The following is a 13,545-nucleotide window of genomic DNA, read 5'->3' as shown; positions in this document are numbered from 1 at the left end:
GGCAGAGCCCATGATCGACAAACCCGATGCGCTGTTCGGCGTTCACGCCCAGGCCCTTGGCCTGTGGCAGAGCCGTGCCGAGGTGATTTCCTCGAACCTCGCCAACGCCGATACCCCGGGCTTTCTCGCCCGCGATCTCGATTTTCGCAAGGTGATGGCCGCCGCCACCGGCGCCGTCGACGGCAACACCCTGCAGATGACCGCCACGGAGGCAGGACACATCGGCGGCAATCCCGCCATGGCCCTCGCCGATGCGCAGAAGCTCGCCTACCGCGTCGAGACCCAGCCGACGATGGACGGCAACACCGTCGATACCCAGGTGGAGCAGGCGCAGTTCGCCGCCAACGCCATCCACTACCAGGCGTCGCTCGGCTTCATCAACGGGCAGATCCACACCATGCGCCTCGCCATCACAGGGTCCAGTTCATGAGCCTGCTCAAGATCTTCGACGTCGCCGGTTCCGGCATGGCCGCGCAATCGGCGCGTCTCAACACCACGGCCAGCAACATGGCCAACGCGGACAGCCTCGCCAGCAGCGAAGCCGGAGCCTACCGGGCGAAGCAGCCGTTGTTCTCGGCGGTGCAGCGCCAGGTGAACGGGCAAATGGAAAACGAAGGCGTGCGCACGCTCGGCGTCACCGAAAGCCAGGCGCCGGTGCAGTCGCGCTTCGAGCCGTCCAACCCGCTCGCCGATGCCAATGGCTATGTGTATTCGAGCAACGTCAATCCGGTCGACGAGCTGGTCAACATGATCTCCGCGTCGCGCTCCTACCAGAACAACGTCGAAGTCATGAACAGCGCCAAGCAGCTCATGCAGAAGACGCTGGACCTCGGCAAGTAAGGATTCCCATGGCAGTCGATACCGTCAACGGCAGCTCAACGCCCACCACCCAGTCTTCCTCGGGCCAGCTTCAGCAGCAGACGCTGAGCCAGTCGGATTTCCTCAAGCTGATGGTCACCCAGATGACCAACCAGGACCCGACCAAGCCCATGGACTCCACCCAGATGGTGGCCCAGATGGCGCAGTTCTCCCAGGTGGCCGCCACGCAGGAACTTCAGCAGTCGTTCGACTCGCTGGCCACGAACCTCAGCGGCGACCAGTTCGTGCGTGCCGCGGCCCTGGTGGGCCAGGAGGTGCTGGTGCCGTCCACGGCCGGCAAGCTCACCGACGGCACGTTCGGCGGTGCCGTCAATGTCGGTACGTCGGGTACCTACGTGAACGTGCAGGTCAAGGATTCGGCCGGGAACGTCGTCCGCACGATATCGCTGGGCCAGCCCGACGCCGGCCTCGTCCCGTTCACCTGGGACGGCAAGTCCGACGACGGCACGCAGCTCGCCGATGGCGTCTACAAGATATCCGCTACTTCCGGCGGGACCGCGATCGATACCTTCGTTCGCGGCAAGGTGGAAGGCGTCGGCGCCTCGGGTACCGACGGAACCTACGTGCAGGTGGCCGGCTACGGCGGTGCCCTGCTCAGCCAGATCGCACAAATCCTGTAATTCCAGCGAGGAAACCCACCATGCCTTTCGACATCGCCCTCAGCGGCATCAACGCGGCGTCTTCCGACCTGGAAGTCACCGCCAACAACATCGCCAACGTGAACACGGTCGGCTTCAAGGGCTCGCGCGCCGAGTTTTCGCAGGTCTATTCCGTCGCTGGCGAGAACCTCTCGGCCACGGCCGCCGGCAGCGGCGTGCGCCTGACCAACATCGCCCAGCAGTTCGGCGACGGCAACGTCACCCAGACCGGCAACTCCTACGATTTCGCCCTCAGCGGCGCGGGTTTCTTCACGCTCCGTGACGGCGCGGGTTATTCGTACTCGCGCGCAGGCAACTTCCATCCCGACGAGAACGGCAACATCGTCAACGCCACGGGCCAGTTCGTGCAGGCCTACCCGCCGACCGCCGCGGGCGGCTTCGACATCAGCAGCCTCACCGACCTCAAGATCACCAACGGCTCCAGCCCGGCCAAGGCCAGCTCCGCCATCGGCCTCACGGCGAACCTGCCGTCCAACGCCACGGCGCCGACCGGCGGCGCGTTCGATCCGACGAACGACCAGACCTACAACAACCTGTCGACCTTCCAGGCCTACGATTCGCTCGGCGCCTCGCACACGGTCAACCTGTACTACGTGAAGGACGCGACCGCCGCGAACACGTGGAACGTGAGCATGACGGTGGACGGCACGCAGGTCGGCACCCCGCAGCAGATGGCCTTCAATTCGGGCGGCGCGCTGGTGCCGACCAACGGCGGCAAGCTGAACTTCGGCGCGGTATCGCCGAACCCGGGCGCCGCGCCGATGGACCTGACCATCGACATGAACAAGGTCACGCAGTTCGGCAATACCTTCGCCACCACGGCCGTGCTCAACGACGGTTACGCGGCCGGCACGTTCTCCAAGATCGACGTGGCGAAGGACGGCACCGTCTCGGCCATCTATTCCAATGGCGTGTCCACGCCGCTGGGCCAGCTGGCGATCGCCACCTTCGCGAACAACCAGGGCCTTCGCCAGCTCAACGACACCAACTGGGTGCCGTCGTCGGAATCGGGCCAGCCGATCCGTGGCGTCGCCAACTCCGGCGATGTCGGCACGATACAGGCCGGTTCGCTCGAATCGTCGAACACCGCCGACCTGACCGCCCAGCTGGTCAACATGATCAAGGCGCAGCGCAACTACCAGGCGAACGCGCAGGTGATCTCGACCGACGACAAGCTGACCCAGACCATCATCAACATCCGCAACTAAGCGCGCCCGCGCCCGACGGCTTCCGAGGACCACCATGGACCGCTCCGTATATGTCGCGATGACCGGCGCCACGCAGATCATGCGTGCGCAGGCCGAGGTGGCACACAACCTCGCGAACGCCAACACCGCTGGATTCAAGGCGGAGCTGTCGGCCTTCCAGAGCCTGCCCGTGCAGGGCGACGGCCTGCAGACCCGCGTCAACGGCGTGGCCCAGGGCACCGGTTGGGACATGACCGCGGGCAACCAGATGCAGACGGGCAACGACCTCGACATCGCGGTGCGGGGCGACGGCTGGATCGCGGTGCAGACGCCGGACGGCACGGAAGGCTACACCCGTGCGGGGAACCTGCGCATCGATGCCGACGGTTTGTTGACGGACATGCGTGGCAACGCCGTGCTTGGTGGTGGTGGCCCGATCACGATCCCGCAGGCTTCCAGTGTGAAGATCGGCTCCGACGGCACGATTTCGGTCGTGCCCCTCGGCGAAACCCCGGCCACCGTCGCCACCACCGACCGGATCAAGCTGGTCAACCCGGGCAACGACCAGTTGGCGTACGCCAGCGATGGCCTCATGCACATGAAGGACGGCACCCAGGCGCCTGCCGATGCCAACGTGCGTGTCGATGCCGGCGCGCTGGAATCCAGCAACGTCAATCCTTCCGGCGTGCTGGTGAAGATGATCTCGCTGTCCCGCGAGTTCGAAATGCAGGTCCGCTCGATCAAGACCGCCGACGACAACGCCCAGTCGGCATCGAAATTGCTACAGGTGGGGTAACCACCGCCGGGCGACGCAAAACCGTCGCCGGCATGTAAAGCGCCCGCGCGCAGGAGTCAACGATGTTCACGTCCCTCTGGATCGCCAAGACCGGCCTCGATGCGCAGCAGACGCGCATGGATGTCGTATCGAACAACCTGGCCAACACCAACACGACCGCGTTCAAGCGTTCGCGTGCCGAGTTCGAGGACCTGTCCTACCAGAACCGCGGCCAGGCCGGTGCGCAGACGACCGAACAGACCCAGTCCCCCACCGGCTTCATGCTCGGCACGGGCGTGCGCGTGGTCGGCACGCAGAAGATGTTCGAGCAGGGCGGCGTGCAGCAGTCGGACAATCCACTGGACATGCGCATCGAAGGCCGTGGCTTCCTGCAGGTGACCCTGCCCGACGGCACCGTCGGCTATACGCGGGACGGTGCGCTCAAGCAGGACCAGGACGGCCAGATCGTCACCAACGACGGCTACCCGCTGGAGCCTGCGATCACCATTCCCGCGAATGCGAAGACCATCAGCATCGGCACGGACGGCACGGTCAGCGTGACCACGGCCGCCAACGCCACGTCGCAGCAGATCGGCACGATCCAGCTCGCCGATTTCGTCAATCCGGCGGGCCTCGAACCGCGTGGCGACAACCTCTACCTGGAGACGGCCGCCAGCGGCGCGCCGCAGACGGGTACGGCAGGCCTCAACGGCCTCGGCACCATCGAACAGAACTCCCTGGAAACCTCGAACGTCAACGTGGTCGAGGAAATGGTGAACATGATCGAGACGCAGCGCGCCTACGAGATGAACTCGAAGGCGATCTCCGCGGCGGACCAGATGCTCCAGTTCATCTCCAACAAGACCTGAGAAACGTCATGAACCGTTCCCTCGTCCGCCTTCTCGTCGCCACCGTGCCGCTCGCAATGCTCGGCGGCTGCGCCATCGTCCCGCCCACGCCCAAGCCGATGTACACGGCGACGCTTCCCGTCGAGCCGGCGGCGCAGCCGCAGGCCACGGGTTCCATCTACGCCGACCAGCAGTCGATGGAACTGTTCGCCGACCCGCGTGCGCATCGCATCGGCGACATCCTGACCATCACCCTGGTCGAGTCCACGCAGGCCAGCAAGAAGGCCGCGACCAGCACGAACAAGAAGAACGGCAACACCATCTCGTCGCCGACCCTGCTCGGCCAGGGCCTGCGGATCGGTGGCAAGGCCGCCGACAGCTCCCTCTCCAGCAGCAACGCGTTCGCCGGCGACGGCTCCAGCGAGCAGAGCAACCAGCTAACCGGCGAGATCACCGTCACCGTGGCGCAGCGTCTTTCCAACGGCGCGTTGGTGGTTCGTGGCGAGAAGTGGCTGACGATCAACCAGGGCGAGGAACTGGTGCGTATCTCCGGCATCGTGCGTCCGCAGGACATCGGCAACGACAACATCGTCGCCTCCAGCCGCGTGGCCGACGCACGCATCGAGTACGTGGGCAAGGGCACGCTGGCCGATGCGAACACGCGTGGGTGGCTGTCGCGCTTCTTCGATTCGAAGTGGATGCCGTTCTGATGAAGACCGCGCATCGCCTCCGCATGCTCCTTCGCAGCGCCGCCGCCGTGCTGGCCCTGGGCATCGTGCTGCCCGTGCAGGCCGATCGCATCCGCGACCTCGTGCAGGTGGGCGGCGTGCGCAGCAACCAGTTGATCGGTTATGGGCTCGTCGTCGGCCTCGACGGCAGTGGCGACCAGACCAGCCAGGCACCGTTCACGACGCAGAGCCTGGAGAACATGCTGCAGCAGTTCGGCGTCAACGTGCCTTCCAACGTCCGTCCGCAGCTGAAGAACGCCGCGGCCGTGACGATCACGGCCGAACTGCCGCCGTTCGCCAAGCCCGGCCAGCGCATCGACGTGACGGTGGCCTCGATCGGCAACGCCAAGAGCATTCGCGGCGGCGAACTGCTGATGTCACCGCTGAAAGGCGCGGACGGCCAGGTGTATGCCATCGCCCAGGGCAGCGTCGTCGTGGGCGGCGTCAGTGCCCAGGGCAAGAGTGGCTCCAGCGTGCAGGTGAACATCTCCGCCAGCGGCCGTATTCCCGGTGGCGCGAGTATCGAGCGCAGCGTCGCCTCGTCCTTCGACAAGGGCGGCGACCTCATGCTCAACCTCAACACGGCCGACTTCACGACCGCCTCCCGCATCGCCCAGGCGGTGAACCAGAGCTTCGGCGCGGGTACGGCCAACGCCATCGATTCGGCTTCGGTCGCCGTGCGCGCGCCGCTGGACCCCTCGCAGCGCGTGTCGTGGCTGTCCACCATCCAGGCCCTGGAAGTGACCCCGGGCGACGCTCCGGCGCGGATCATCGTCAACTCGCGTACCGGCACGGTCGTGATCGGTTCCGACGTGAAGGTGGGCGCCGCCGCGGTCGCGCACGGTTCCATCCAGGTCACCATCAGCGAGCAACCGCAGGTCAGCCAGCCCGGCGCTTTCAGTCGTGGCCAGACCGCCGTGGTACCCAGCAGCCAGGTGGCGGTGAGCGAGGAAGGCGGTCACATGTTCAAGTTCGGCCCGGGCACCAGCCTGGATGCCATCGTGCGTGCCGTGAACCAGGTGGGTGCGTCGCCGAGTGACCTCATTTCGATCCTGCAGGCGCTGAAACAGTCCGGCGCGTTGCACGCGGAACTGGTGGTGATCTGATGGCCGCCGCCGTCGACACCCAGAGGCTCGGCACTTACACGGACATGTCCGCGTTCGCCGGACTGCGGTCGGCCGCGCAAAAGGATTCCAAGGCGGCCCTGCCGACCGTCGCCAGGCAGTTCGAGTCCATCTTCACCCAGATGATGCTGAAGTCCATGCGTGACGCCAGTGCCGCGATGGGTGACGACATCATGGGCTCGCAAGCGGTCGACGCCTATCGGGACATGTTCGATCACCAGTTGTCGCTCACGCTGTCGCAGGGCAGGGGCATCGGTATCGCCGACATGCTCATCCGCCAGCTGGGCGGCAGCCAGGTGAAGGACGCGTCCTCGAACGACCTGTTTGCCGGCGTCACCGGCGACGCCAGCACCGCCGCCGCCGTCTCGTCGCCTTCCGACCAGGACAGCGGCCTCATGGATTCGCTGGAGCGCATGCTCGGCCGTGCGGGGAAGGCCGTGGGCGATGGAGCGAACGCCGTGGCGGGCGCGGTCGGCAAGCTGTCCATCTCCGGTCCGGAGGACTTCGTGCAGAAGCTCGCGCCGCACGCCATCGAGGCGGCGAAGAAGCTCGGTGTCTCCGTGCGCGCGCTGCTGGCGCAAGCCGCCCTGGAAACGGGCTGGGGCAAGCATCTCCCGGCCCAGGGTGGCACCACCAGTTTCAACATGTTCGGCATCAAGGCGGGCAGCAGCTGGGATGGCAAGCGGGTGAACGTGCCGACGCTCGAATACGAGGACGGCGTGGCCGTGCGCCGGAAAGACAGCTTCCGCGCCTACGACTCGCCAGCCGACTCGTTCGAGGACTATGCCGACCTAGTCGCCAACAGTCCGCGCTATGCGGCGGCCGTGGGGCGTGGCGACGACGTGGCCGGCTTCGCGCATGCCCTCGTCAAGGGCGGCTACGCCACCGACCCGAGCTATGCGCAGAAGCTCACCGATATCGCCAACGGCCCGGTGATGAAGCAGGCGCTCGACGCGCTGAAGCACATCGCCGCGGACCTGTAAGACACGGGCCCATGAAAGACCACAAGGAATAACAGCGATGGCCGACCTGCTCTCCACCGGCGTCTCCGGGCTGCTTGCATCGCAAGTCGGCCTGTCCACCGTCGGCCACAACATCAGCAACGTCAACACGGCGGGCTATACCCGGCAGACGACCACGTTCAATGCGCGTGCGCCGCAGTACAACGGCGGCTACTACGTGGGGCAGGGCGCCGATGCGGTAAGCGTCCAGCGTGCCTATAGCCAGTTCCTCACCCAGTCGGTGTGGTCGGCGAATTCCGGCCAGAGCCGCGCCACGCAATATGCCAGCCTCACTGCTTCGGTGAACAACGCGGTCAGCGGCTCGGCCAACCTGCAGAGCGCGCTCGACGGCTTCTTCGGCGCGGTGAGCGACCTGGCCAACGCTCCGGTCGACACCGCGAGTCGCCAGGCCTTGATCGGCAAGGCGAGCACCCTGGTTTCCACGTTCCGCTCGCTGTCGTCGCAGTTCCAGCAGATCGACCAGCAGACCAACCAGGAAATCAGCAACTCGGTCGACAGCATCAACAGCCTGGCGCGAAGCATCGCCGACCTCAATGGACAGATCCAGAAAGCCTACGCGGGCGGCGCCGCGCCCAACGACCTGCTCGACGCGCGTGACCAGGCGATCTCGCAGCTGTCGCAGGTGGTGGGGGTGAACGTCACCCAGGGCAGCGACCACATGGTCACGGTGTCGGTCGGCAACGGCCAACCCCTGGTCAACGGCACCGATGCGACCAAGTTGAGCACCGCCGCCAACCCTTACGATTCATCGCGCATGGAGGTGGTCGGGCCGGGCGGCTCCGTCATCAGTGGCCAACTCGGTTCGGGATCGCTCGGCGCGACATTCGATTTCCGCACGAACGTGCTCGATCCGGCGCGCAACCAGCTCGGCCGTTCGGCCATCGCCCTCACCGACGCGTTCAACAAGCAGCACGCGCAGGGCATCGACCTCAACGGCGACGCGGGCGGGGACTTCTTCACCATCGGCGATCCGGCGGTGTTCAACAGCACGGGCAATACGGGCAACGCCCAGGTCACGGCGACCGTGACCGACGTGGGCAAGCTCGGCGGCGCCGACTACATCATGCGTTACAACGGAACCGGCTGGTCGGTGACGACGACGGCCGGTGTCACCGTGCCTTCGACGGGCACGGGTGCCGCGGGAGATCCCATCCTCATCGACGGGCTCGCGATCTCGGTGCCGAGCGGCACGCCACAGGCCGGTGACAGCTTCCAGATCCAGCCGACGCGCAACGCCGCGTCCACCATGAGCGTGGCGATCAGCGATACCAGCAAGATCGCCGCATCGGGTCCGTTGGCCGCGACCAAGGCTTCCGGCAATACCGGCAAGGCCACCCTGGGCGCCCTCACGGTCACCAATGTCGCCGATCCGGCGTTCAACACCCCGGTCGACATCGTCTTCACCTCACCGACCACGTACACCGTCAATGGCGGGGCTCCGCAAACCTATGCGGATGGAGACACCATCACCGGCAACGGGTGGACGCTCAAGCTTTCCGGTGTCCCTGCCGCTAACGATACGTTCACCGTGAAGCCGGCGGGTTCCGCCAGCGGTGACAACGGCAATGCGCTTGCGCTCGCGAACGTCGCCAACAAGGGCGTCCTCGACAACGGCGTCACCACGGTGGGCAAGTCCTATAGCCAGCTGATCGCCCAGGTGGGCACGGCGGGCGCGCAGGCGAACACCGCGCTCGACGCCCAGCAGAGCATCCTCGACCAGGCCATGGCATCGCAGCAGAGCCTTTCCGGAGTGAACATGGACGAAGAGGCGGCCAACCTCCTGCGGTTTCAGCAGGCCTATGCGGCATCCGCCCAGGTGATCAACGCGGCGAACACCATCTTCGACTCCCTTATGACCGCCGTGCGGGGCTGACGACCATGCGTATTTCCACTTCCTGGGGCCAGCAGCAAGCCGTCGACTCGATGCTCGACAGGCAGTACCAGATGTCGCAGACCCAGCTCGCGCTGGGCAACGGCAAGGCGATCCAGACACCCGCGGACAACCCCGCGGCCGCCGCGCGCGCCGTCGACACCAATTCCGCCAGTGCGCAGAACGACCAGTACACACGCAATATCCAATCGGCCACCACCCGCTTGTCCGTCGAAGAGCAGGCGCTTTCGTCGGCGGGCGATATCCTCGATCGCATTCGTTCGCTCACGCTGGAAGGCATGAATGGCACGCAGACGGACGAATCGAGGCAATCGATCGCGACGGAATTGCGACAGACACTGCAACAGCTGGTCGCGCTGGGCAATACGAAGGACGGGCAGGGCGAATACATCTTCGCGGGCAACCGTACCACCACCCAGCCCTTCACCATCGACGGCCTCGACGTGAGCTATGGCGGTGACCAGGGCCAGCGCATGGTCGCCGCGGCGGCGGGCCTGCAGGTCGCCACCGGCGACAACGGCGCCGATGTCTTCATGTCGATCCGCGGCGGCAACGGGACCTTCGTCACCAGCGCGGGTGCCACCAATACCGGCACGGCCGTGGTGGGCGCCACTTCGGTCACCGATGCGAGCGCCTGGGACGGCGGCAGCTACAGCATCACCTTCACCTCGCCCACCGACTACGAGATCCGCGACGTCAACGACCCCACCAATACGGTCATCTCCACGGGAACGTACACGGGCGATACCGGCACCATCGCTTTCAAGGGTGCGCAACTCAATGTCACAGGCAATCCCGCCACGGGCGACACCTTCGCCGTGGGCCCCTCGTCCTCGCAAGACGTCTTCTCCTCGGTGGCCGGCATCATCAACGCCTTCGAAGCACCGGGTGGCGGCGCGGCGATGAACAACCAGATCAACGCGCAGTTGCAGAACCTGGACCAGGCCGCCACCAGCTTCCTCGATACGCGCACGAAGATCGGTGCGCGCATGAACACGCTCGATCAGCAGACGCAGATCGGCGCGGACGTGAAGTTACAGTACGCCAGCACGCTCTCCGACCTGCAGGACCTCGATTACGCCAGCGCCATCAGCAAGTTCACCCAGCAGCAATCCGCGTTGGACGCCGCGCAGCAGTCGTACGTGAAGATGCAGAACCTGAGCTTGTTCAACTACCTCAAATAAGAAACGCGTCAATCCCGTTGAAGTGCATGGGAGGCGGCCGCGAGGCCGCCTTTTTTTTCTTGCATCGAGGCCTAAACCCGGGGCCGCACGTGCCGATAAGGAACCCTGACAGCGGCCGGCGAGGCGTCTTTGGCGGGTGCTGATCAAGAAAGTGGTTGACAGGTAGAAAAAGTTCTCAAGTTTCTTCCCGGCGTGCCGTAAACCTCTCTGAGGCGGAAGGCTTCCCTAACGGAACCCCGCCGGACTACGCCGCACAACCTCCGGCATTTCGGTTCCGCTTACAAAGGATCAATCCCATGGCTCTGACCATCAACACCAACATCATGTCGCTGAATGCTCAGCGTAACCTGAGCACCTCGCAGACGAAGCTGTCCTCGGCCATCGAGCGCCTGTCTTCCGGTATGCGCATCAACAGCGCGAAGGACGACGCCGCCGGCCTCGCCATCTCCACCCGCTTCACCACGCAGATCAACGGCCTGAACCGCGCCGTGCAGAACGCCAACGACGGCATCTCGCTGTCGCAGACGACCGAATCGGCGCTGGACGAAGTCACGAACAACCTGCAGCGCATCCGCGAACTGGCCGTCCAGTCGACCAACGCCTCCAACTCGGACAGCGACCGCGCCGCGCTCGACGCCGAAGTCCAGCAGCGCCTGGCGGAAGTCACGCGTATCGCCACGCAGACCAACTTCAACGGCATGAAGGTCCTCGACGGTTCGGCCAACTCGCTCAGCTTCCAGGTCGGTGCCAACGTCGGTGAAGTGATCACCGTCGGCCTGAACCAGGGCATGAAGGCCAACCAGGTCGGCCAGCTGGCCTCCGGTTCCGCCTCGCTGGCGTTCACGGCCACCGCCGCCTCGGGCGCCGTCACCACGGCCGGCCAGGCCCTGGCCACCGCCGACTTCTCGACCGTACCTGCCAACTTCACCGTCAACGGCACCGCGGTCAGCCTGACCACGGACCTGACGAACGCCGCTGGCGTCGCCGCCGAAATCAACACGCAGCTGGGCGCCGGCGCCACGGCCACGGCTTCGGTCAACGCCACGACCGGCCGCATCGAGTTCACCAGCACGGCCACGGGCAACACCGCGACGGCACCGGTCATCGGCGGCGCCAATGCGTCGATCTTCGGCACCACTTCTTCGACTGCTGGCGTCAGCATCGGCGACAAGACTCCGGTCACGCTCGCCGCCGGCGCGGTCACCCTGCAGGTCGGTGACAACGCCTCGTTCGACCTCGCCGGCACGTACAACTCGGCGCAGGACCTGGCCGACGCCATCAACGCCAAGTCGGGCCAGGGCATCAATGCCTACGTCGGTTCCGACGGCGCGGTGAAGTTCGCTTCGGCGAAGGCGATCACGGTGGGTGGCACGGCTCCGGCCGACGCTGGCCTGACCGCCGGTACGCTGGCGGTCTCCACGACCGACACCCTGGCCAACTCCTCGGTCAAGACGGTCGACGGCGCCAACCAGACGATCAACCGCATCGACGCGGCCCTGCAGTCGGTCTCGGACCTCCGTTCGGACCTCGGTGCAGTGCAGAACCGCTTCGAGTCGACGATCTCCAACCTGCAGAACATCTCGCAGAACCTGACCTCGTCCAAGTCCGCCATCACGGACGCCGACTTCGCCCAGGAAACGGCGAACATGTCCTCGGCCCAGATCCTGCAGCAGGCCGGCGTCTCGGTCCTCGCCCAGGCGAACCAGGCCCAGCAGATCGTCTCCAAGCTGCTCCAGTAACAGGCTTCAAACCGCCAGTCCCGGCCAAGGCCGGGATTGGCAGGGTAATTGCTTAGTTGTCGGCGGTTGGCACTCGAAAGGGAGCCAGCCGCCGACAAATTGGCGCCCAGGGCAGTGAGGCGTCCTCCAGGAGAGCTTCATGGCCACCAATCCCATCACCCTCGGTTCCAGTTCCATCGACGTCGCGAGCATCGTCACCAACCTGACGAACAACAAGCGCGCGGCGACGGACAGCTCCCTGGCTGCCCAGGTAAGCGCGAACACCACCCAGATTTCCGCGATCGGCAACTTCACCTCGTCGCTGACGAGCTTGCAGAACGCGATGAAGGCACTGACGGACGGTAGCGCGTTCACGACGCAGAAGACCTCCGTCGGTGACTCGACGATCCTTTCCGCCACCGCGGACGCGGATGCCCAGCCGAACACGTACAACATCGTCGTCGGCAAGCTGGCCACCTCGCAGAAAACCACCTCGACGGCCTTTGCCACCAGCAAGACCCAGGTGGGCACCGGCACGCTCACGATCGCCATCGGCGGAAAGTCGATGAGCCTGAACGTCGCATCCGGCGCGAATTCGCTGGAGAACATCCGCGATGCCATCAACAAGGCTTCGGACAATCCCGGCGTTACCGCCAGCATCGTCACGGGTACCGATGGCGCGCACCTCGTACTGACGTCCACCTCCACCGGCGCGGCCAACGCCTTCACGGTGAGTTCCAGCGGTGGTGACGGTAACCTGTCGCAGTTGAACTTCGATCCGTCGACGGATTCCGCGACGGTCAAGGCGCAGGACGCGGAGTTCACGATCGATGGTCTTCCTGCCACGAGCCCGTCGAACACCGTGGCCACCGCCATCGATGGCGTCACCCTCGCCTTGTCCAAGACGGGTACCAGCACTGTCACCATCGCCAACGACCCCACCGCGGTGTCCACGGCCATCACCTCCTTCGTCGCGGCCTACAACGCTTTCGTTTCCACCTACCAGACGCTGACCAAGTACGACGCGACCAACCAGCAGGTCGGCGCCCTCATCGGCGACGCCACGCTGAGCTCGATCAAGAGCCAGATCACCTCCCTGGTCGGCTCGCAGTCCACCGGCACCGGCGCCGGCCCGAAATCGCTCAGCGACCTCGGCGTGGCTTTCCAGATCGACGGCACGTTGAAGTTCGATTCGACCAAGCTGACCAAGGCGCTCGCGACCAATCCCAAGGAAACCCAGGGCCTGATCAGCGGCAGCGATGGCATCGCGTCCAAGCTGGACAAGCTGATCACCAGCTGGACCTCGTCCAGCGGCATCCTGACCCAGCGCACGGCCAACCTGAACAAGAAGGCCAAGGATCTCACCCAGCAGCAAACGGACTTCAACGTCACGATGAAGGCCTATTCCGACCGCCTGACCAAGCAGTACACGGCGCTCGACACGATGATGACCAAGCTCAGCAACACCAGCAGCTTCCTCCAGCAGCAGTTCGACGCGTTGACCACCAGCAAGAGCTGACGGCTTCTCCA

Annotated in this window: 13 protein-coding genes; all 13 read left to right on the top strand. The window is 65.4% G+C overall.

Annotation, left to right across the window (positions count from 1 at the left end):
- Window positions 1-10: 10 nt before the first annotated feature.
- The 13 genes from flgB (at window position 11) to fliD (ending at window position 13,534) form a co-directional block, all read left to right on the top strand.
- Window positions 11-430 carry a flagellar basal body rod protein FlgB gene (gene flgB / locus ACR9Y6_RS10240; protein ID WP_481281180.1) on the top strand — a complete coding sequence of 140 codons (420 nt, stop codon included), beginning with the start codon at window positions 11-13 and terminating at the stop codon, window positions 428-430.
- Window positions 427-840 (top strand): flagellar basal body rod protein FlgC, encoded by a 414-nt coding sequence (flgC, locus tag ACR9Y6_RS10235; RefSeq protein ID WP_306851719.1) that lies wholly within the window; start codon window positions 427-429, stop codon window positions 838-840. The genes flgB and flgC overlap by 4 nt, the downstream gene beginning before the upstream one ends.
- A gap of 8 nt (window positions 841-848) precedes the next feature.
- Window positions 849-1,499, top strand: a complete 651-nt coding sequence (locus tag ACR9Y6_RS10230) for a flagellar hook assembly protein FlgD (RefSeq protein WP_481281179.1) — start codon at window positions 849-851, stop codon at window positions 1,497-1,499.
- A gap of 20 nt (window positions 1,500-1,519) precedes the next feature.
- Window positions 1,520-2,746, top strand: coding sequence for a flagellar hook protein FlgE (gene flgE, locus ACR9Y6_RS10225; RefSeq protein WP_481281178.1), 1,227 nt, complete (start codon window positions 1,520-1,522; stop codon window positions 2,744-2,746).
- A 34-nt stretch (window positions 2,747-2,780) separates the two neighbouring features.
- On the top strand, window positions 2,781-3,521 hold the full coding sequence (gene flgF / locus ACR9Y6_RS10220; RefSeq protein ID WP_481281177.1) for a flagellar basal-body rod protein FlgF: 741 nt from the start codon (window positions 2,781-2,783) through the stop codon (window positions 3,519-3,521).
- Between the two features lie 62 nt (window positions 3,522-3,583).
- A complete protein-coding gene (gene flgG / locus ACR9Y6_RS10215) occupies window positions 3,584-4,369 on the top strand; it encodes a flagellar basal-body rod protein FlgG (RefSeq protein ID WP_481281176.1) in 786 nt (261 codons plus the stop codon).
- An 8-nt stretch (window positions 4,370-4,377) separates the two neighbouring features.
- Window positions 4,378-5,058: a flagellar basal body L-ring protein FlgH gene (flgH, locus tag ACR9Y6_RS10210; protein ID WP_481281175.1), complete on the top strand. Its 681-nt coding sequence runs from the start codon at window positions 4,378-4,380 to the stop codon at window positions 5,056-5,058.
- Window positions 5,059-5,081: 23 nt separating this feature from the next.
- Window positions 5,082-6,182 carry a flagellar basal body P-ring protein FlgI gene (locus ACR9Y6_RS10205; RefSeq protein ID WP_481282716.1) on the top strand — a complete coding sequence of 367 codons (1,101 nt, stop codon included), beginning with the start codon at window positions 5,082-5,084 and terminating at the stop codon, window positions 6,180-6,182.
- Window positions 6,182-7,183, top strand: coding sequence for a flagellar assembly peptidoglycan hydrolase FlgJ (flgJ, locus tag ACR9Y6_RS10200; RefSeq protein WP_481281174.1), 1,002 nt, complete (start codon window positions 6,182-6,184; stop codon window positions 7,181-7,183). Before ACR9Y6_RS10205 ends, flgJ begins: the two co-directional genes overlap by 1 nt.
- 37 nt (window positions 7,184-7,220) lie before the next feature.
- A complete protein-coding gene (gene flgK / locus ACR9Y6_RS10195) occupies window positions 7,221-9,095 on the top strand; it encodes a flagellar hook-associated protein FlgK (protein WP_481281173.1) in 1,875 nt (624 codons plus the stop codon).
- Window positions 9,096-9,100: 5 nt separating this feature from the next.
- The gene (flgL, locus tag ACR9Y6_RS10190; RefSeq protein ID WP_481281172.1) at window positions 9,101-10,297 is read left to right on the top strand and encodes a flagellar hook-associated protein FlgL; all 1,197 of its coding nucleotides are present in this window, start codon (window positions 9,101-9,103) and stop codon (window positions 10,295-10,297) included.
- Window positions 10,298-10,593: 296 nt separating this feature from the next.
- Window positions 10,594-12,036: a flagellin N-terminal helical domain-containing protein gene (locus tag ACR9Y6_RS10185; protein ID WP_481281171.1), complete on the top strand. Its 1,443-nt coding sequence runs from the start codon at window positions 10,594-10,596 to the stop codon at window positions 12,034-12,036.
- Window positions 12,037-12,175: 139 nt separating this feature from the next.
- Window positions 12,176-13,534, top strand: a complete 1,359-nt coding sequence (fliD, locus tag ACR9Y6_RS10180; protein ID WP_481281170.1) for a flagellar filament capping protein FliD — start codon at window positions 12,176-12,178, stop codon at window positions 13,532-13,534.
- The last annotated feature ends 11 nt before the right edge of the window (window positions 13,535-13,545 follow it).

Source organism: Luteibacter sp. TLI7-4A, assembly GCF_056754745.1.
Note: the sequence above shows the minus strand (reverse complement) of the source record. Positions and strands in the feature narration are given on the sequence as shown.